At 67.0% G+C, this 17,818-nt stretch carries 19 protein-coding genes; 9 read left to right on the plus strand and 10 right to left on the minus strand.

What is annotated here, in order from left to right:
- Positions 1-117 precede the first annotated feature (117 nt).
- Positions 118-609, minus strand: a complete 492-nt coding sequence (locus ACFPU0_RS02120; protein ID WP_377691136.1) for a disulfide bond formation protein B — start codon at positions 607-609, stop codon at positions 118-120.
- A 109-nt stretch (positions 610-718) separates the two neighbouring features.
- Here ACFPU0_RS02120 and ACFPU0_RS02125 point away from each other — a divergent pair, with 109 nt between their 5' ends.
- Positions 719-1,807 (plus strand): PQQ-dependent sugar dehydrogenase, encoded by a 1,089-nt coding sequence (locus tag ACFPU0_RS02125; protein WP_377691137.1) that lies wholly within the window; start codon positions 719-721, stop codon positions 1,805-1,807.
- A 167-nt stretch (positions 1,808-1,974) separates the two neighbouring features.
- On the opposite strand, the gene ACFPU0_RS02130 is transcribed toward ACFPU0_RS02125, so the two are convergent.
- From ACFPU0_RS02130 to ACFPU0_RS02155, 6 genes are all read right to left on the minus strand, one after another.
- On the minus strand, positions 1,975-3,225 hold the full coding sequence (locus tag ACFPU0_RS02130; protein ID WP_377691138.1) for a heme biosynthesis HemY N-terminal domain-containing protein: 1,251 nt from the start codon (positions 3,223-3,225) through the stop codon (positions 1,975-1,977).
- The gene (locus ACFPU0_RS02135) at positions 3,222-4,355 is read right to left on the minus strand and encodes a uroporphyrinogen-III C-methyltransferase (RefSeq protein ID WP_377691139.1); all 1,134 of its coding nucleotides are present in this window, start codon (positions 4,353-4,355) and stop codon (positions 3,222-3,224) included. The genes ACFPU0_RS02130 and ACFPU0_RS02135 overlap by 4 nt, the downstream gene beginning before the upstream one ends.
- Before the next feature lie 18 nt (positions 4,356-4,373).
- Positions 4,374-5,144: a uroporphyrinogen-III synthase gene (locus tag ACFPU0_RS02140; RefSeq protein WP_377691140.1), complete on the minus strand. Its 771-nt coding sequence runs from the start codon at positions 5,142-5,144 to the stop codon at positions 4,374-4,376.
- Positions 5,141-6,082 carry a hydroxymethylbilane synthase gene (hemC, locus tag ACFPU0_RS02145; protein ID WP_377691340.1) on the minus strand — a complete coding sequence of 314 codons (942 nt, stop codon included), beginning with the start codon at positions 6,080-6,082 and terminating at the stop codon, positions 5,141-5,143. Before hemC ends, ACFPU0_RS02140 begins: the two co-directional genes overlap by 4 nt.
- A gap of 133 nt (positions 6,083-6,215) precedes the next feature.
- Entirely contained in the window at positions 6,216-6,962 is a 747-nt protein-coding gene (locus ACFPU0_RS02150) for a LytR/AlgR family response regulator transcription factor (protein ID WP_377691141.1), read from the minus strand.
- Positions 6,959-8,041 carry a sensor histidine kinase gene (locus ACFPU0_RS02155; RefSeq protein ID WP_377691142.1) on the minus strand — a complete coding sequence of 361 codons (1,083 nt, stop codon included), beginning with the start codon at positions 8,039-8,041 and terminating at the stop codon, positions 6,959-6,961. Before ACFPU0_RS02155 ends, ACFPU0_RS02150 begins: the two co-directional genes overlap by 4 nt.
- A gap of 218 nt (positions 8,042-8,259) precedes the next feature.
- Between ACFPU0_RS02155 and argH the strand changes: the two genes are divergently transcribed.
- From argH to ACFPU0_RS02175, 4 genes are all read left to right on the plus strand, one after another.
- Positions 8,260-9,654, plus strand: a complete 1,395-nt coding sequence (argH, locus tag ACFPU0_RS02160; protein ID WP_377691143.1) for an argininosuccinate lyase — start codon at positions 8,260-8,262, stop codon at positions 9,652-9,654.
- A 60-nt stretch (positions 9,655-9,714) separates the two neighbouring features.
- Positions 9,715-9,993, plus strand: a complete 279-nt coding sequence (locus ACFPU0_RS02165) for a hypothetical protein (RefSeq protein ID WP_377691144.1) — start codon at positions 9,715-9,717, stop codon at positions 9,991-9,993.
- A gap of 72 nt (positions 9,994-10,065) precedes the next feature.
- A complete protein-coding gene (locus ACFPU0_RS02170; protein WP_280286804.1) occupies positions 10,066-10,308 on the plus strand; it encodes a TIGR02647 family protein in 243 nt (80 codons plus the stop codon).
- 105 nt (positions 10,309-10,413) lie between these two features.
- The gene (locus ACFPU0_RS02175) at positions 10,414-13,251 is read left to right on the plus strand and encodes a class I adenylate cyclase (RefSeq protein ID WP_377691145.1); all 2,838 of its coding nucleotides are present in this window, start codon (positions 10,414-10,416) and stop codon (positions 13,249-13,251) included.
- A 281-nt stretch (positions 13,252-13,532) separates the two neighbouring features.
- On the opposite strand, the gene rnk is transcribed toward ACFPU0_RS02175, so the two are convergent.
- The 3 genes from rnk to cyaY all read right to left on the minus strand — a co-directional run bounded on the left by rnk (position 13,533) and on the right by cyaY (position 14,599).
- A complete protein-coding gene (gene rnk, locus ACFPU0_RS02180) occupies positions 13,533-13,940 on the minus strand; it encodes a nucleoside diphosphate kinase regulator (RefSeq protein WP_377691146.1) in 408 nt (135 codons plus the stop codon).
- Between the two features lie 142 nt (positions 13,941-14,082).
- Complete coding sequence (locus tag ACFPU0_RS02185) at positions 14,083-14,286, minus strand: DUF1289 domain-containing protein (RefSeq protein WP_377691147.1); 204 nt, start codon at positions 14,284-14,286, stop codon at positions 14,083-14,085.
- Positions 14,267-14,599 (minus strand): iron donor protein CyaY, encoded by a 333-nt coding sequence (gene cyaY, locus ACFPU0_RS02190; RefSeq protein ID WP_377691148.1) that lies wholly within the window; start codon positions 14,597-14,599, stop codon positions 14,267-14,269. The genes ACFPU0_RS02185 and cyaY overlap by 20 nt, the downstream gene beginning before the upstream one ends.
- Positions 14,600-14,873: 274 nt before the next feature.
- Between cyaY and lptM the strand changes: the two genes are divergently transcribed.
- Genes lptM through ACFPU0_RS02210 form a run of 4 tightly spaced genes read left to right on the plus strand, consistent with a single transcriptional unit; the run spans position 14,874 to position 17,815 of the window.
- Entirely contained in the window at positions 14,874-15,014 is a 141-nt protein-coding gene (lptM, locus tag ACFPU0_RS02195) for an LPS translocon maturation chaperone LptM (protein WP_028626859.1), read from the plus strand.
- A gap of 14 nt (positions 15,015-15,028) precedes the next feature.
- Complete coding sequence (gene lysA, locus ACFPU0_RS02200) at positions 15,029-16,276, plus strand: diaminopimelate decarboxylase (protein WP_377691149.1); 1,248 nt, start codon at positions 15,029-15,031, stop codon at positions 16,274-16,276.
- A 10-nt stretch (positions 16,277-16,286) separates the two neighbouring features.
- A complete protein-coding gene (dapF, locus tag ACFPU0_RS02205) occupies positions 16,287-17,117 on the plus strand; it encodes a diaminopimelate epimerase (protein WP_377691150.1) in 831 nt (276 codons plus the stop codon).
- On the plus strand, positions 17,114-17,815 hold the full coding sequence (locus ACFPU0_RS02210; RefSeq protein ID WP_377691151.1) for a DUF484 family protein: 702 nt from the start codon (positions 17,114-17,116) through the stop codon (positions 17,813-17,815). The genes dapF and ACFPU0_RS02210 overlap by 4 nt, the downstream gene beginning before the upstream one ends.
- Positions 17,816-17,818 lie beyond the last annotated feature (3 nt).

Here is a 17,818-nt window from a genome sequence, read left to right on the forward strand (position 1 = left end):
CCGTCTGGCCTGAGGCCTGGCGGGGGCGCGACCTGTTGGCGCAGTAGGACGCGGTGCGGAAACCGGCGGTGGCGCATTGTGCCAGAGGCGCGTGGGCACGCCATGCGCCCCGCTCGCTCAGGCGCGGCGCAGCAACTGGTAGAGCGAGAAGAGGATGCAACCGGCGAAGGCCAGCAGGCTCCACTCGGGGATGCTCATGCCGAAGAGGGTCCAGGTCACTTCCGCACAATCGGCGGTGCCGTGCAGCATCAGCTTGACGATGTCCTGGAACGGCAAGGCTTCCATCATGTAATCCAGGCTCGGCAGGCAGGCCGGAAGCTGGTCGGCCGGCACGCTCTGCAACCAGACCTGGCGTCCGGCGGTGGCGGCGCCGCCGGCAGCGAACAGCAGGGCCAGCACCGCGTAGACGCGCTGCCCGGTGCGCTCCGGGCCATGCAGTGCGGCGATCAGGCAGACGATGCCGAAGGCGATGATGAAAATGCGCTGGACGATGCACAGCGGGCAAGGCTCGAGACCGAGGGCGTGCTCGAGATACAGCGCACCGCCCATGACGGCGACGCAAGCGAGGAAGGCGAGCAGGAACAGTGAACGCGGGCTGGCCAGAGACATGGCGGCTCCGTTGGATTGTCGAGAAGGGCGTTACGGTAGTGGAAAGGACAGGGGCCTTTCAAGGCGACCGTCTAGGCTGGAGGAGATTGCCTGTCCGGAGGGGAATCCCATGCACCGTCTGCTCCTGTTGTTCCTGCTCATGCTGCCCTGGCTGGCCGATGCGGCCCTGCCGCTGGAGCGCATCAAACTTCCCGAGGGCTTTCGCATCACGCTTCTGAGCGACCAGTTGCCCAATGCCCGGGAAATGGCCTGGGGCAAGCGCGGCACGCTTTTCGTGGGCAGCAACGCCGCGGGCAAGGTCTATGCGCTGGACCCGGCGAGGGGGACAGTCCGCACCATTGCCAGCGGATTACAGCTGCCTGTTGGTGTGGCCTACAAGGATGGTGATCTTTACGTCTCCGAAGTCAGCCGGATCCTGCGTCTGCGCGACATAGAGTCGCGGCTCGACTCGCCTCCCGAGCCCGAGGTGGTGTTCGCCGGCTTTCCCCGCAAGACGCACCACGGCTGGAAGTTCATCGCCTTCGGCCCCGACGGCAAGCTCTACGTGCCCGTGGGCGCGCCATGCAACATCTGCGACGAGGACCCCGAAGTCTACGCCGCCATCCACCGCATGAACGCCGACGGCAGCGGCCTGGAGCTGGTGGCGCGGGGCGTACGCAATACCGTGGGTTTCGACTGGCACCCGCAAACCGGCGAACTCTGGTTCAGCGACAACGGCCGCGACCTGATGGGCGATGACGTACCCGACTGCGAGCTGAACCGCCTGGAGAAACCCGGCCAGCATTTCGGCTTCCCCTACTGCCACGCCGGCGACGTGGCGGACCCGAAATTCTCCGGACGCCCCTGCAGCGAATTCGTCGCCCCGGTGGCCAAGCTGGGGCCCCATGTGGCGCCGCTGGGCCTGCGTTTCTACACCGGCAGCCAGTTTCCTGCCGACTACCGCAACAACCTGTTCATCGCCGAGCACGGGTCCTGGGACCGCAGCGAGAAGATCGGCTACCGCATCAAACGGGTCGAACTGAATGAGGACGGCAGCCTGAAGCGCCAGAGCGTATTCGCCGAAGGCTGGCTCGAGGACGGCGATGTCTGGGGACGGCCCGCGGACGTGCTGGTGACGCCGGACGGCGCACTGCTGGTGAGCGATGACTACGCCGGCGCCATTTACCGCATCGACTACGTGGGACCGCAGGCGAACTGAGTCGCAGGCTGCGATGCCCGGCCGACTGGCCGGGGGACAGCTGCGCTGTCCTTGGCGAATGAATTCGCCCCTGCAAGGTCCCTCTGCAGCTCGACCCATCTACGAACTGTAGCCACCGTGCAGGAGGGCAACGAAAAAGGCCCGGGGATTTCCCGGGCCTTCTTCCGTCAGGCGATCTTCTCGGCCGGCAAGGGCAAGGTCGGCAGGCGCTGGTCGAGCAGGCCCAGGCCCTCCTGGAACAGCTGGTTGCTGCGTTCCACCTCGCCCATCTGCGCCAGCAGGCGGGCCAGCTCGGCGCAGGTTTCGGGGTCGCGGCGCAAGCCCAGGCTGTGCTCGAAATACTCCCGCGCCTTGCCCCAGAGGCGATTGCGCAGGCACAGGCGGCCCAGGGTGAGGAGCAGCGTGGCGTCGCCGGCATGCTCCTTGAGCCAGCCCTCGGCGGTCTGCAGCTGACGAGCCGGATCGCGACCGCGCAGCAGGCCATAGAGCCGCACCAGGGCGTCGTCGTGACCTCGCTTGATGGCACTGCGTACGGCTTCCTCGGCCTCTTCCTCGGCGCCCAGGCGGCGCAGCTGTTCGGCGAAAGCCAGCACCAGGCGCGGCTCGTTGCGCTGCGCAGCGGATAGCTGCTGCCAGGCACGCGTCAAGGGTTGCAGGGCGGTTTCGCCCTCGTTCAGGCCCTCCTCGCCAGCCTGGTGCAAGCGCGCACTCCAGGCGCGCAACTCCAGTTCGGCAAGCTGGCTTTCCGGCAGTGCCTTTTCCTTGCGCAAGGTCGGCAGCAGACCGACCAGGGACGCCCAGTCGTCGCGCACCTCGTGCAGGTGCAACAGCTGGCGCAGCACCTGGTGGTGACGCGGGTGACGTTCCTGCACGGCCTTGAGGGTTTCCAGGGCCTGGTCCGATTCACCCCGGTCCAGCTGCAGTTCGGCATGGGCCAGGGCGATGGCCAGTTCGGCCTGGGGCTGGCGCTCCAGGGCGCGCTCCAGCAGCCGTTCGGCTTCTTCGGTCTGGCCGATCTTCTGTGCGGCGCGGGCGGCGCCCAGGTAGTAGATCAGCGGCTGCGGATCGCCTTCGGCGGCGCGCTTTAGATGGCGCAGGGCCCGCGCCCAGCGACCCTCGGCCAGGTCCAGCAGGCCCTGCTCGGACGCCAGCCGGGCCCGGCGGCGGGCATTGCGCCGCGACCAGGGATTGACCACCCCACCAGACATCACCACCAATCGCAGCAGATAGCGCAGGCCGGCGAACAGGAGCCAGAGTACCGCCAGCAACGCCAGGGTCGCCCAGAGCGTGGATTCGTAGCGGAAGCCCTTGTAGGCCACCAGCACATAGCCCTTGTGCTGGGCCACGGCCATGCCGATGAGGGTCGCGGCGGCACCTATCACCAGGAGGATCAGCAGGACCTTGAACAGGCGCTTCATTGGCCGGCCTCCTTGGCCGGCTCGGCGGCATCCGGCTCCCCGGCTTCAGCGGCGGCCGCGCCCGGGGTGCGCTGCAGGTAGGCCTGCAGTGCGCTCAGCGCGGGGGCGAGGTCGGGCGCCTGGACTTCCACCGGCTGGCCGGCGAGTTCGTCGAGTCGCATCAGCAGGGCGCGGCTGTCGGGGTTCTCTTCGTTGAAGTGGCCATTGAGCACGTCACGAGCCTGGCGCAAGGACTGCTGGTAGACCTGGGTCTGGCCATGCAGGGCACCCCATTGGGCCTGCTCCAGGGCCAGCGACAGGGCGAGGCGGACCTGGGACAGGCTCTGTCCGGCCAGCAGCGGCTTGATGTCCTGGTCGGCATCGAGCTGGATGCGGAAGTAATGGGAGAGCTTCTCCAGCCACTCGGACCAGCTGCTGCGACCATCGCCTTCGGCGGCCATGTCCATCAGCACCCCGCCCTTGTCTTCGAAGGCCGGCACCAGGGGATTGAGTTGCGCGGCCTGGTCGCGCAGGGCGCCCAACTGCAGGAACAGGCCGGTGCGATCCGGCTGTTGGGTGCTGCGCAGGGCCACCAGGCTCTTGGCCAGCTGTTCGCGGGCCGCGTAGGCAGCGGGGTCGTCCTGTTCGCGAAGGATATCGTCGGCGGCCTGCACCAGCGCGGTCGCGCTGTAGATGTCCTGCAACGCCGAGAGACGCAGGCTGGCCAGACGCAACAGATGCTCCGCCTCGGCCAGGCGCCAGTCCTTGCGACTGGCGCCCAGGATGGTTTCCAGGCGCTGGCGCAGTTGCTGCTGGTCGCCCTGGAGATCGGTCAGCAAACGGCGACGCTCGTCCAGCTCGGCGGCACTGGGCAGTTCCTCGAGACGCTGGGTGAGCTGCTGTTCGCGCTGGGCCAGGGCACGGGTCTGGCCACGAGCGTCCTCGACCATGCTGAGCTGCTGCTGATCACGGGTCTCAAGGCTGCGCACCTGCCACAGGCCCCAGCCGCCGACGGCGATGCCGGCAGCGCCCAGCAGCAGGGCGAACAGGGCCAGGCCGTTACCACGGGGGGCAGGCGCGGCAGTGGCGGGGGTGACGGGTTCGGCGGCTAGGGTGTGTTGCTCTTGTTTCGGGGCTTCTGCTTCGCTCACGTATCCACATCCTTCGCATCAGAGGGCCGGCGCCGGATACTGCCTGAGCGCCGCCAGCAAGGCCGCGGCGCTGGCACCACGGCAATCCACAACATTCTTCGCGCCCGCGTCGATGGCTTGCTCGGCCACGCGCGGACTGGGTACGAACAGGGTCAGGCGCGCCAGATCGGCCCAGGCGTCGCCGGCCAGGCGCTGGAGGTTTTCCAGGCCCTGGCCACTGCTGACCACCAGGCCATTCAGGCGCTCCGCCTCGACCCGGCGAGCCAGGGTGCCCGCCGGGTAGTCCGGCAGGCAGCGCCGGTAGAGTTCCAGATAGTCGACCGCTACGCCTTGGCCGCGCAAGCGCTCGGCGAGGAATTCTCGGCCACCCTCGCCGCGCATGATGAGCACCCTGGGATCGTGCACAGAGAGGGCTTCGGCCAATTGCGGCAGCGCCAGCAGCGCTTCGCTGTCGTCACCGGCGGCTGGCCAGGATGTGGGCAGGCCGTAGTCTTCCAGCAGGGTGCCGGTGGCGGCGCCGACGCTGAACCAGTGCTGCCCGGCCGGTGGCTGCGGCCAGTAGCGGTCGAGCAGGTCGACGCCGAGACGCGCCGCCGGCTTGCTGACCACCACCACCGCACAATAACGGTCGAGCTCGAGGATGATGCCGCGCTGCTCGGGCGATTCCACGAGGGGCTCGATGGTCAGCAGCGGCAGGCTGCTGCTGAAGACCTGCTGTTCGGCCAGGGCAGCGGCCAGGGCTTCGCACTCCTCGACGGGGCGCGTCAGCAGCAACCGCCAGCCCGTCACGGGTGACCGGCCTCGCCATAGACGGCCTTGAGGATTTCCTCGGCGCCTTGCTCCAGCAAATCGTCGGCGACCTTGACGCCGAGAGTCTCGGCGTCAACAGCCGCGGCACGGGCTTCGGCGCGCAGCAGATGACCGCCATCGGGCTGGCCCACCAGGCCGCGCAGCCAGAGCTGGTCGCCTTCGAGCACGGCGTAGCAGGCAATGGGCACCTGGCAGCCGCCGTTGAGGCGCTTGTTCATCGCGCGCTCGGCGGTGACACGCAGGGCGGTTGCCTGGTGGTGCAGCGGCGCCAGCAGGGCGTGGATCTCGCTGTCGGCGGTACGGCACTCGATGCCCACGGCCCCCTGGCCGCCGGCGGGCAGGCTGTCTTCGACGCTGATGGAGGAGCGGATGCGATCCTCGAAGCCGAGGCGGATCAGGCCGGCGGCGGCGAGGATGATGGCGTCGTACTCGCCGGCATCCAGCTTGGCCAGGCGGGTGTTCACGTTGCCGCGCAGGAACTGGATCTTCAGGTCCGGCCGGCGGGCCAGCAACTGGGCCTGGCGGCGCAGGCTGGAGGTGCCGACCACGCTGCCGGCGGGCAGCGCATCGAGGCTGTCGAAACGGTTGGAGACGAAGGCGTCACGCGGGTCCTCGCGCTCGCAGATGCAATAGAGACCGAGGCCTTCGGGAAAGTCCATGGGCACGTCCTTCATGGAGTGCACGGCGATATCGGCTTCGTTCTCCAGCAGGGCGGTTTCCAGTTCCTTCACGAACAGGCCCTTGCCGCCGATCTTCGCCAGGGGCGCATCGAGCAGCTTGTCGCCCTTGCTGACCATGGGCACCAGGCTGACCTTGATGCCGGCGTGGGCTTCTTCCAGGCGGGCTTTGACATATTCGGCCTGCCACAGGGCCAGGGCACTCTTGCGGGTGGCGATGCGGATCTCGCGGGACATGATCACTTCCGGAAACGGTGATGTCCGGAATCATAACAGGCCCGCGCTTTGCGGGGGCGCGGGCGGTTGTCGCGGAACGACACCGGCTTGCGAATAAACGCAATGGACGGAAAGCGGGCCGACTGGCGGCAGCCCGCTACAGGTTGTTCATCAGTTTGCGTACGCCGGCGACATGGCGGCGACTGACCGTCAGGGCTTCCCCGTTCATGCCCTTGAGGTAGAGCTGGAAATGCCCCAGAGGGGTGCGCTGCAGGCGTTCGATGCGCTCGCGCGCCACCAGGGCGTTGCGGTGGATGCGCACGAATCGCTCGCCGAACTCGTCTTCCAGCGCCTTGAGCGGCTCGTCCAGCAGCACTTCGCCGTGTTCGTGGCGCAGGGTCACGTACTTGTGGTCGGCGATGAAGAAGATCACCTGGTCCAGGGGAATCAGTTCGATCCCTTTCCGGGTGCGGGCACTGATGTGGCTTCGGGGACCGCTCCCGCTGACCGCAGCGGGGCGGGTCAGCGCAGCGAGTTGCACACGGTTGGGACGCTCCGCCTTCTTCAGCGCCTCGGCCAGGGATTCGGAGCGCACTGGCTTGACCAGGTAGCCGACGGCGCTGACCTGGAAGGCCTCCACGGCGAACTCGTCATGGGCCGTGCAGAAGATCACCGCCGGCGGCGCCTCGCGTTCGCATAGCCTGGCCGCCACTTGCAGCCCGTCCAGGCCGGGCATGCGGATGTCCAGCAAGACCACATCCGGCTTGAGGCTGTCGATCAGGGTGAGTGCCTCCTCGCCATTGCTGGCGGCAGGCTCCAGGACACGGTACCCCTCGAGGTCGCCAACCAGGCGGCTGAGGCGCTCGCGGGCTAGGGGTTCATCGTCGACGATCAGGACATTCATATCGCACGGGCTTCCTGCGTGAGTCTCGCACAAGGATAGCGTAGACAGGTGAAGTGGCGGCCGTCACGGCGCTCCACGCTGAGACTTGCCCGCGGCCCGAAAAGTGCCGTCAGGCGCGCGTCGATATTGCGCAGAGCCTGCTGGGTACCACGCGAGGGCGACTGCCCCTGGACCTCCTCGTAAGGGTTGCTCACGCAGAGGCGGAACATGCCTTCGCGATAATCCGCTTCGATTCGTACCAGCCCCCCTTCGATGCGCGGCTGGATGCCATGGATCAGGGCGTTCTCCAGCAAGGGCTGCAGCGTCAACTGGGGGATGGGCAGATCTTCCGGTACTTCTTCCACCTGCCACTCCAACTGTAGCCGTTCTCCGAGACGATATTGCTCGATCGAGAGATATCGTTTCGCCAGCTCCAGTTCCTCGCCCCAATCGATCAGGGTGCCGGGCTTGGCCAGGCTGGCACGGAAAATGTCGGACAGGTCGAGCACCGCCTGCTCCGCCTTGTCCGGATCGATCACCACCAGGCTGGCGATGCTGTTCAGGCTATTGAAGAGAAAATGCGGACGGATGCGCGCCTGCAGGGACTCGATGCGCGCCTTGAGTTCGGCCTGCTGCTGCTTGCGCCACTGGCTCTGCAGGTAGAAATAGCGCAGCAGCAGCGTCGACATGATCAGGCTGATCAGGCCATGGCGCAGGTAGAGATTGACCTCGCCGTCGCGCGGCAGCGGCCCGCCCAGGTCGAAGTAGTCCGCCACCGCGGTGCCGGCCAGGGTCAGCCCAACCACCAGGGCGCAGCAGAGGCCGCCGGCCAGGGAGGCGCGCAGGCGCGCCAGCAAGGGCCGCAGCTGGCACAGCAGCGCGGCGGAGAGCAGCACTATCCATTGCACGAAGAGCGAGGTCAGCGCCAGGCGCACCCAGTTGAAGCTGGGCAGCATGGGCTCGGCCAGCACCAGTACCAGCACCAGGAGTTCCGCCAGCAGCACCAGCCCGAGCAGGGCCTCGGGCAGGCAGAGCTCGGGCAGGAAGAAGTCGTCGTTGGCGCTTTTCGAACGCGCTTTCTTGGTCAGGCTCTGCTGCATCCCGGACACATCCCCAAAGGCCCGGCAGGCGACAAGCCGGGGCCGCCGGGCAAAAGCCTGTACTGAACCATCAATCCCGCGGCACTTCCGTGAAGACCCCGGCAAACTGCCTCGCCCCCGACCGGACAGGCCGCGCCGGTTTTTCCGGCAACACTGTTATTATCGACGGTATTTTCCGGCCCATCGGCTTTCTTTCACCTTCCGCATCGAGTGAACCCATGAGCACCGACAAGACCAACCAGTCCTGGGGTGGCCGCTTCAGCGAGCCCGTCGACGCCTTCGTCGCCCGTTTCACCGCGTCCGTTGACTTCGACAAGCGCCTGTACCGCCACGACATCATGGGTTCCATCGCCCACGCCACCATGCTGGCACAGGTCGGTGTGCTCAGCGAGGCGGAACGCGATGCCATCATCGACGGCCTGAAACAGATCCAGGGCGAGATCGAGGCCGGCAGCTTCGACTGGCGCGTGGACCTGGAAGACGTGCACATGAACATCGAGGCGCGCCTGACCGACCGCATCGGTGTCACCGGCAAGAAGCTGCACACCGGGCGTAGCCGCAACGACCAGGTGGCCACCGACATCCGCCTCTGGCTGCGCGACGAAATCGACACCATCCTCGGTGAAATAACCCGCCTGCAGCAGGGCCTGCTGGGTCTGGCCGAGGCGGAAGCCGATACCATCATGCCCGGCTTCACCCACCTGCAGACCGCCCAGCCGGTGACCTTCGGCCACCATCTGCTGGCCTGGTTCGAAATGCTCAGCCGCGACCACGAGCGCCTGGTGGACTGCCGCAAGCGGGTCAACCGCATGCCGCTGGGCTCGGCCGCCCTGGCCGGCACCACCTACCCGATCCAGCGCGAGATCACCTGCCAGCTGCTGGGCTTCGACGCCGTCGGCGGCAACTCCCTGGATGGCGTGTCCGACCGTGACTTCGCCATCGAATTCTGCGCCGCCGCCTCCCTGGCGATGATGCACCTGTCGCGCTTCTCCGAAGAGCTGGTGCTCTGGACCAGCGCCCAGTTCCAGTTCATCGACCTGCCCGACCGCTTCTGCACCGGCTCCTCGATCATGCCGCAGAAGAAGAACCCCGACGTGCCCGAACTGGTGCGCGGCAAGTCCGGCCGGGTGTTCGGCGCCCTGACCGGCCTGCTGACCCTGATGAAGGGCCAGCCACTGGCCTACAACAAGGACAACCAGGAAGACAAGGAACCGCTGTTCGACGCCGCCGACACCCTGCGCGACAGCCTGCGCGCCTTCGCCGACATGGTCCCGGCCATCAAGCCCAGGCGCGAGATCATGCGCGAGGCGGCCCGCCGCGGCTTCTCCACCGCCACAGACCTCGCCGACTACCTGGTGCGCAAGGGCCTGCCCTTCCGCGACTGCCACGAAATCGTCGGCCATGCAGTGAAGTACGGCGTGGACACCGGCAAGGACCTGGCCGAGATGAGCCTGGACGAGCTGCGCAAGTTCAGCGACCAGATCGGCGACGACGTCTTCGCCGTGCTGACCCTGGAAGGCTCGGTCAACGCCCGCGACCACATCGGCGGCACTGCGCCGAACCAGGTGCGTGCCGCCGTCCAGCGCGGCAAGGACCTGCTCGCCGCGCGCTGACCGCCCACCGGGCGGCGCCTGCATGCGCCGCCCGGCTTCGCCGATGACAGGAACCCCGCCATGACCGACGACATTGATGACGGCGAAGAAGCCTTCGCCGAAGCCACCCTGATCCAGGCCATCGAGAACCAGATCGAGGCCGGCGAGCCGCCTGCCGCCCGCGCCACCTTCAACAAGCTGACCCTGGTGGGTTACGAGCGCGAGGAAATCCTCCAGCTGATGGCGCTGGTGCTGGCCCACGAGATAGACGCCATGCTCGCGGCCGACCGGCCCTTCGACAACGAATGGTACGAAAAGGCCTTGCGGGCGCTGCCGGACCTGCCGGAAGATCAGGCCTGACCTCGCCTACATCCCCATGACTCCGGCCGGCATCCGCCGACCTCCGCAGTACGACAAGAACAAGGAGCGACCATGGTCTTCACCCCCGAACTCATCGCCGAATTCGAACTGCTGGCCCTGTTCAACCTGGACAACACCCAGGAGGGCATCAAGGTCCACAACAGCGCCAATCCCAAGGCCCAGGCCGCGGTGATGCGACTGCACCAGAAAGGCCTTATCACCCAGGCCGACGGCGGCTACCTGACCAGCCTTGGTCTCGACGCCGCCGAACACGTCCAGGCCCTGCGCACCATCCTCCAACCCGAACCCGCCTGATTCCGTTGCCGCTCAAGTCGGCGACATCGCGGGCGATACAATGCGGAGGCCTGCCGGCAGCCAAGGCTACCGGGCAGGCCGCCTGCATCGGGACCAGTACAGAGCATGACGCGCACCCAGGAAATCCGCCCGGATATCGACGACGGCATCGACCGCAAGGTCCTCGCGCAGCTGCGCGCCCGCTTCCTCAAGGTCAATGACGGCCGCCTGGACCGCGCCATGCAGGCATTGTCCACGCGCCAGCAGCTGGTCCTGAAGCTGCTGCCGCTACTGTTCCACGTCAATCATCCGCTGCTGCCCGGCTACATTTCCGCTACCGCGCCGGCCGGGGTCGCCAGCTATGAACCCGATGGCGAGCTGCTCGCCGAAGTCCAGCGCCTGACCCGCTCCTTCGCCTACAAACCCCGTCGCGGCCCGCAACCCTCGCCGATCCACGGCCTGTTCCTGATGGGCAGCCTGGGTACCATCGCCCAGGCCGAGCAGAGCGACATGGACATCTGGGTTTGCCACGCGTCGGACCTGGGTCCCGGCGCAATCACCGAACTGCAGCGCAAGTGCAGCGCACTCGAAGAATGGGCCGCCAGCCAGGGCGCCGAGGCGCACTTCTTCCTGATCGAGCCGACCCGCTTCACCCAGGGGGACCGCGAGGCGCGGCTGACCTCGGACGATTGCGGCACGACCCAGCACTACCTGCTGCTGGACGAGTTCTACCGCACCGCGATCTGGCTCGCCGGGCGTACGCCGCTCTGGTGGCTGGTGCCGGTGTACGAGGAAGCGCGCTACGCCGAGTACAGCCGCACCCTGCTGGACAAGCGCTTCATCCGCGCCGAGGAAGTGCTCGACCTCGGTCACCTGGCGCACATTCCGCCCGGAGAATTCATCGGCGCCAGCATGTGGCAGCTGTACAAGGGCATCGAGTCGCCCTACAAATCGGTGCTCAAGCTGCTGCTCACCGAGGTCTACGCCAGCGAGCATCCGCAAGTGGCCTGCCTGTCCCTGCGCTTCAAGGAAGCTGTCTACGCCAATCGCCTCGACCTCGACGAGCTGGACCCCTACATGGTGGTCTACCGCCGCCTGGAGGAGTACCTGCGCGGGCGCGGCGAAACCGAGCGCCTCGAGCTGATCCGCCGCTGTCTCTACCTGAAGGTGAACAAGAAGCTCAGCCGGCCGCCGCGCAAGCGCAGCAAGAGCTGGCAGCGTCTCCTGCTGGAGCGCCTGACCGCCGAATGGCGCTGGCCGCACCGCCAGTTGGCGATGCTCGACAGCCGCAGCCAGTGGAAAGTACGCCAGGTGCTCGCCGAGCGCCGCGCGCTGGTCAATGAGCTGACCTACAGTTACCGCTTCCTGTCCCAGTTCGCCCGCAGCGAACAGGCCAGAGGAACTCTCAGCAGCCGCGACCTGGGCGTGCTCGGGCGGCGCCTCTATGCCGCCTTCGAGCGCAAGGCGGGCAAGGTGGAGTTCATCAACCCCGGCATTGCCCCGGACATCGCCGAAGACACCCTGACCCTGGTGCAGTACCCCAGCCCGGAAGCCGATGGCGAGACCCAGTGGGGGCTCTTCTCCGGCAGCCTGAACGTCCAGGAATGGCAGGACTTCGCCCCGCTCAAGCGCAGCCGCGAACTGATCGCCCTGCTCGCCTGGTGCCACCGCAACGGCGTGATCGACGCCGGCACCCGCATTTCCCTGCACCCCGGCACCAGCGACCTCACCGAGCCCGAACTCTCCAACCTGCTGGCGAGCCTGCAGCAAGCCTTTCCCCAGCCCCTCGGCCAGGTGGACGAGAACGCCCTGCTGCGGACCGGCGCACCGGCCGAAGTGCTGCTGCTGGTGAACGTCGGCATCGACCCGCTGAAGCAGCACAGCCAGAAGAACCTGCACCTGATCAGCGAACGTACGGATGCACTGGGCTATTCCGGCGTGCGCGAGAACCTGGTGCAGACCATCGACCAGGTGACCCTGAACAGCTGGAACGAAATGCTGGTGCGACGCTACGCAGGCCCCGACGCCCTGCTCTCCTGCCTGCGCGACTACCTCAACGGCCTGCCCGCCGACGGCGCCCAACCGGGGCTGCGGGTGCGCTGCTTCTGCCGCAATCGCGCCCAGGCCATCGGCCAACGGGTGGAGGAGCTGTTCGGCGATGCCGGGAAGATGCTCGGCGCCGCGGGCGTACCGCGCTTCCTGCTGCAGGTCCGCCAGCGCTTCCACGTGTTGCAGCTGGAACCGGGCCAGGTCAGCCACGCCAGCCTGGCGGACCTGCCGGCGCTGGTGGAACACCTGGGCCGTGACCTGCCGGGCTACAGCCCGCTGCAACTGGACCGCCACGCCCTGCAGGACCAGGACCTGGCGCTGATCCTGCCGCTGGGCCGGCCCGATTGCATTCAGGTGTTCTATCGGCAGGATGGCGACAGCGCCGAGATCAGCCTGCTGGATGAACACAACGCGCTGTGGCGCCAGCGCCTGCCCTTTCATGACGAGCAGAGCCTGCTGACGCCCTTGCACCGTTTTCTGCAGTCACTGCTCTACCGGCGCAACGCCCTGCTCCCCCTGGACAGCCCCCAGGCTCCCCTGGCAGCGGAAATCCTCTACTACGAGGTGGTGCGCCAGGGCCGCCAGCTGGAGCGCCGCGCAGCACCCTCGGCGGCGGTGAGCCATCCCTTCTATGACGTGCAGGCGATAGTCGAGCCGGCCGACCAGGGCCTGGTCCGCGTGACTCTCTACTGCAACCACCGGGAATTCTCCGAACTGGAATACGGTGCCGGCCTGTTCGCCGCCGTGGCCCGGCACATCCTCGCGCAGCGCCGCGTGCCGGAGCGCTATCCCTGCTACATCACCGACCTCGACCTGTCGCGGGTGCCAGGCAAGGGCCGGGCGCAGACAGTCCACTACCTGCGCTACAAGGTCGAACTGGAAGAACGGCTGAACCGGGCGTTGCGCGACGGCTGAGTCCTGTGGGAACGAATTCATTCGCGATTGAAATCGCTCCCACAGTCCACTGATTCGGACAGCCCGTAGGACCCGTAGGATGGGTAGAGCTTGCGAAACCCATCGATCCGACAGCATGGGTTTCGCTCCGCTCTACCCATCCTGCAGAGCTAAACCGCCGGCCTCTGTCCTGTAGGGGCGAATTCATTCGCCAAGGGTGGCGTAGCCGCCCCATGCAAATTTCGAAGGGCGAACCTGCGGTCCGCTTGGCGATTGAAATCGCCCCTACAAGGTCGTGCGGTTCAGCGAGCGTACTCGCCGGCCGCTTCGGGCTGGTACTCGACATCCAGCAGGGTGAGCTTGAGGGTCTTGCCGCCCGGCACCGGCCAGTCGATATGCTGGCCGACGGACAGGCCGAGCAACGCGCTACCCACCGGAGCGAGGATGGACACCTTGCCCTCGCCACCTGCGTCCTCCGGGTAAACCAGGGTCAGGTGGTAGTCCTTGCCACTGCCTTCCTCCCGGCAATGCACGCGGGAATTCATGGTGACCACGCCCGGCGGAACTTCCTCATGGCCTACCACCTGGGCGCGCGCCAGCTCGCGCTCCAGCGCCTCGGCGGCGGGGCCGAACTCCTCCAGGCTGTCGAGCAGGCGCTCCAGACGTTGCAGGTCGAGACGGGTGATGGTGATGGGCGGATGAGTGTTCATGGCGAAGGCGCGACTCCTTGTGCAAGTTGCGAAAAAAGCGAAACCCCGCCCGAAGGCGGGGTTTCTGAATCTGTCCATCCGGACAACACGCCCGGAAGCCCGACAGTACGTCAGCCCGGCGACCATTGGCAAGACCGCCCGGTCAGCCGGGCGTCAGACGCCGCCGCTGCAGGGCGGCAGCACATATCTCGCGGCGGCGCGGGTCGCTGGCCTGGTTCCACTCGCAGATTTCCGCCAGGGTCCGGCCACAGCCGACGCAGACATCGGCATCATCCAGGCAGCAGCGGCGCACGCAGGGCGACGGATGGCGGGCGGCAGGCGCGCTGTCAGAGCTCGTCGAACTCAAGGTCTTCGCCCGCCTGTTCGCGGGTCACACGACTGAGCAGCTCGCCCAGGGGCTCGTCGCTGCTGTCACAGATCCAGCGGCCGCTGGTTTCGTCATAGTCGAAGTGGAAGCCCCCCGAGCGCGCCGCCACCCAGAGCTGGCGCAGCGGCTCCTGGCGGCTGAGGATCACCTGGCTGCCGTTCTCGAAGCGCACGGTGAGCACGCCGCTGCTGTTTTCCAGGTCCAGGTCCAGGTCGCTGTCGTCGAATGCGTCCTCCACCAGTGCCTGGGCGGCATCGACCAGGTCGTGGAATTGGGCTTCGCTCAAAGTCATCGGGTTCTACCTCAGGGCATGGAATGTGGGGTGCGACGGTACTCGCCGAGGCGCTGTCCGGTCCAGTTGGCTGAAGGATAGCGCGGGCAGACGGGCGACCGAGACCGAGCCGACAAGGGATGCGGCGTGGTCCATGGAAGCTCCTTTTCCAGCCGTCAATGCCAGCCCCGCAGAGGCCCGCAGGCCACGCCGGACGGGAACTCCGGCGAATAGGCAAGGCGTCGGGGGGTCGGTATACTCCGGAACAATTCACGTTTTCTGCAAGGACTCCGTCATGAAGCGACTTCACGCCCCCTTCGTCGCCCTGCTCGCCGCCGCCTGTCTGCTGGCCGGCTGTGGCCAGAAAGGCCCGCTCTACATGCCCGACGACGAGAAAGCGGCGAAAGAACACCAGAAAGACGTGTACATCCGCTGATCGGGGGAACAGCCATGGACGCTTTCACTTACCGCGACGGGGAGCTGTTCGCGGAAGGCGTAGCGCTGTCCGATATCGCCGCCCGTTTCGGCACGCCCACCTACGTCTATTCCCGCGCGGCCATCGAGGCCGGTTACCAGGCCTACGCCAATGCCCTGGCCGGCACCTCGGGCATGGTCTGCTACGCGGTCAAGGCCAACTCCAACCTCGGTGTGCTGAACCTGCTGGCGCGCCTCGGCGCGGGCTTCGACATCGTCTCCAGCGGTGAGCTGGAAAGGGTCCTGGCCGCCGGTGGCGCGCCCGAGCGCATCGTTTTCTCCGGCGTCGGCAAGACCCGTGACGACATGCGCCGCGCCCTGGAAGCCGGCGTGCACTGCTTCAACGTCGAGTCGCGCAACGAGCTGGAACGCCTGCAGAACGTGGCCGCAGCCATGGAAGTGAAGGCCCCGGTTTCCCTGCGGGTGAACCCGGACGTGGATGCCGGTACCCACCCCTACATCGCCACGGGCCTGAAGGAAAACAAGTTCGGTATCGCCATCGACGAAGCGGAAGCCGTCTATGCCCAGGCCGCCAGCCTGCCGAACCTCGAGGTGATCGGCGTCGATTGTCATATCGGCTCGCAGCTCACCAGCCTGGAGCCCTTCCTCGATGCCCTCGACCGCCTGCTGGCGCTGATCGACCGCCTGAGCGCGCGCGGCATCGCCATCCGCCACCTGGATCTGGGCGGCGGCCTCGGCGTGCGCTACCGCGACGAACAGCCACCGCTGCCCGGCGACTACATCCAGGCCGTGCGCCAGCGCCTGCAGGGCCGCAAGCTGGAACTGCTGTTCGAGCCGGGCCGCTCCATAGTCGCCAACGCCGGGGTGCTGCTGACCCAGGTGGAATACCTCAAGCACACTGAACACAAGGATTTCGCCGTGATCGATGCGGCCATGAACGACCTGATCCGTCCGGCGCTCTACGACGCCTGGATGGATGTGGTGCCGGTGCAGCCCCATGCCGGCGACGAGCGCACCTACGACCTGGTCGGCCCGATCTGCGAAACCGGCGATTTCCTCGCCCGCGAGCGTGACCTGGTGCTGGCCGAGGGCGATCTGCTGGCGGTCCGTTCCGCCGGCGCCTACGGTTTCGTGATGAGCTCCAACTACAACACCCGCGGCCGCGCCGCCGAGGTACTGGTGGATGGCGAGCAGGCCTTCGAGGTGCGCCGCCGCGAAACGATCGAAGACCTTTACGCCGGCGAAAGCCTGCTGCCGCAGTGAGGGCGCAGCCATGCTATTGCGCTTCACCAAGATGCACGGCCTCGGTAACGACTTCATGGTCCTCGACCTGGTCAGCCAGCACGCCCATATCCAGCCCAAGCACGCCAAGCAATGGGGCGATCGCCATACGGGGATCGGCTTCGACCAGTTGCTGATAGTCGAGGCGCCGACCAATCCGGACGTCGACTTCCGTTACCGCATCTTCAATTCCGACGGTTCGGAAGTGGAACAGTGCGGCAATGGCGCCCGCTGCTTCGCCCGCTTCGTCCTCGACAAACGCCTGACGGTGAAGAAGCGCATCCGCGTCGAAACCAAGGGCGGCATCATCGAACTGGATGTCCGGCCGGACGGCCAGGTCACCGTGGACATGGGCCCGCCGCGCCTGGTCCCGCAGCAGATTCCCTTCGTCGCCGACGCCGAGGCCCTCAGCTACCCGGTCGAGGTGGACGGCCAGACCGTCGAGCTCGCGGCCATCTCCATGGGCAACCCCCATGCCGTGCTGCGGGTGGACGACGTCGCCACGGCGCCGGTGCACAGCCTGGGCCCGCAGCTGGAACACCATCCGCGCTTCCCGCAGCGGGTCAACGTCGGCTTCCTGCAGATCATCGACCGCCAGCAGGCGAAACTGCGCGTCTGGGAACGTGGCGCCGGGGAAACCCAGGCCTGCGGCACCGGCGCCTGCGCCGCCGCGGTGGCAGCTATCCGCCAGGGCTGGATGGACTCCCCGGTGCAGCTCGAGCTGCCGGGCGGTCGGCTCTCCATCGAGTGGGCCGGCCCCGGGCACCCCGTAATGATGACCGGACCCGCCGTCCGCGTATTCGAAGGACAGGTTCGCCTATGACCGACCAGCACCAGGACCAGCCGCAACACCTCGATGCCGAAACGGTGGCCGCCTACCTGCGCCACCATCCGGAGTTCTTCGTCCATCACGATGAGCTGATTCCGGAAATGCGCATCCCCCACCAACCGGGTGATGCCGTGTCCCTGGTGGAACGCCAGATCAAGCTGCTGCGCGAACGCAATATCGAGATGCGCCATCGCCTGTCGCAGCTGATGGATGTCGCGCGGGAGAACGACCGGCTGTTCGACAAGACCCGTCGCCTGGTGCTCGACCTGCTCGACGCCTCCAGCCTGGAGGAAGTGGTGGGCGCGGTGGAAGACAGCCTGCGCCATGAATTCCAGGTGCCCTTCGTCAGCCTCATCCTGTTCAGCGAGAACGCCCTGCCGGTGGGCCGCAGCGTCACCGCCGCCGAGGCGCACCAGAGCATCGGCGGCCTGCTGACGGGCGGCAAGACCATCTGCGGCGTGCTGCGCGGCCATGAGCTGGAATTCCTCTTCGGCAGTGATGAGCGCGACCAGGTCGGCTCGGCCGCCGTGGTCAGCCTGACCCACCAGGGGCTGCACGGCGTACTGGCCATCGGCAGTCCGGACCCGCAGCACTACAAGAGCTCCCTGGGCACGTTGTTCCTCGGCTACATCGCCGAAGTCCTGTCCCGCGTGTTGCCGCGCTTCGCCACTCCCCTGCGTTCGGTGAGATAACCC

Origin of the sequence: Pseudomonas sp. GCM10022186, assembly GCF_042656385.1 — a bacterium.
Lineage (GTDB): Bacteria > Pseudomonadota > Gammaproteobacteria > Pseudomonadales > Pseudomonadaceae > Metapseudomonas.

Excerpts from the sequence above, each read along its gene's own strand:
- ACFPU0_RS02120 (WP_377691136.1), bottom strand. The coding sequence starts at position 609 with ATGTCTCTGGCCAGCCCGCGTTCACTGTTCCTGCTCGCCTTCCTCGCT.
- ACFPU0_RS02125 (WP_377691137.1), top strand. The coding sequence starts at position 719 with ATGCACCGTCTGCTCCTGTTGTTCCTGCTCATGCTGCCCTGGCTGGCC.
- ACFPU0_RS02130 (WP_377691138.1), bottom strand. The coding sequence starts at position 3,225 with ATGAAGCGCCTGTTCAAGGTCCTGCTGATCCTCCTGGTGATAGGTGCC.
- ACFPU0_RS02150 (WP_377691141.1), bottom strand. The coding sequence starts at position 6,962 with ATGAATGTCCTGATCGTCGACGATGAACCCCTAGCCCGCGAGCGCCTC.
- ACFPU0_RS02155 (WP_377691142.1), bottom strand. The coding sequence starts at position 8,041 with ATGCAGCAGAGCCTGACCAAGAAAGCGCGTTCGAAAAGCGCCAACGAC.
- argH (WP_377691143.1), top strand. The coding sequence starts at position 8,260 with ATGAGCACCGACAAGACCAACCAGTCCTGGGGTGGCCGCTTCAGCGAG.
- ACFPU0_RS02165 (WP_377691144.1), top strand. The coding sequence starts at position 9,715 with ATGACCGACGACATTGATGACGGCGAAGAAGCCTTCGCCGAAGCCACC.
- ACFPU0_RS02170 (WP_280286804.1), top strand. The coding sequence starts at position 10,066 with ATGGTCTTCACCCCCGAACTCATCGCCGAATTCGAACTGCTGGCCCTG.
- ACFPU0_RS02175 (WP_377691145.1), top strand. The coding sequence starts at position 10,414 with ATGACGCGCACCCAGGAAATCCGCCCGGATATCGACGACGGCATCGAC.
- rnk (WP_377691146.1), bottom strand. The coding sequence starts at position 13,940 with ATGAACACTCATCCGCCCATCACCATCACCCGTCTCGACCTGCAACGT.
- cyaY (WP_377691148.1), bottom strand. The coding sequence starts at position 14,599 with ATGACTTTGAGCGAAGCCCAATTCCACGACCTGGTCGATGCCGCCCAG.
- lptM (WP_028626859.1), top strand. The coding sequence starts at position 14,874 with ATGAAGCGACTTCACGCCCCCTTCGTCGCCCTGCTCGCCGCCGCCTGT.
- lysA (WP_377691149.1), top strand. The coding sequence starts at position 15,029 with ATGGACGCTTTCACTTACCGCGACGGGGAGCTGTTCGCGGAAGGCGTA.
- dapF (WP_377691150.1), top strand. The coding sequence starts at position 16,287 with ATGCTATTGCGCTTCACCAAGATGCACGGCCTCGGTAACGACTTCATG.
- ACFPU0_RS02210 (WP_377691151.1), top strand. The coding sequence starts at position 17,114 with ATGACCGACCAGCACCAGGACCAGCCGCAACACCTCGATGCCGAAACG.